The sequence below is a fragment of the Photobacterium sp. R1 genome, assembly GCF_054600795.1.
In genome coordinates, this window is record NZ_BAAHZP010000642.1 from 1 (window position 1) to 263 (window position 263).

Consider the following 263-nt stretch of genomic DNA (forward strand, 5'->3'; position numbering starts at 1 on the left):
GTGCCACTATGACGTCTTCTTTACTGCAGAAATGGTTATACACCGTTCCCTTAGAGTAAGGACTGATTGACGCCAGCTTGTCCATGGTGAGGTTAGCAAAGCCTTCTTTGTTAACCAGATCTTTGGCAAGCATAATCAGCTCGTGATCGCGTTCTGCAATCGCTTGCTGTTTTTTGGTTTTGGGTACACGCTCTCCGGAGAAGAGGGCACATCTCTCTTTATTACAGTTCAACCCGAACATAACTTCCGACTTTTAAGTTGTC

General features: G+C 45.2%; 1 protein-coding gene. It reads right to left on the bottom strand.

Annotated elements, in window-relative coordinates; translation table 11 throughout:
• Positions 1 to 241, bottom strand: a 241-nt coding sequence (locus ACYP03_RS26635; protein ID WP_459782758.1) for a TetR/AcrR family transcriptional regulator, incomplete at its 3' end; no start/stop codon positions are given.
• Positions 242 to 263 lie beyond the last annotated feature (22 nt).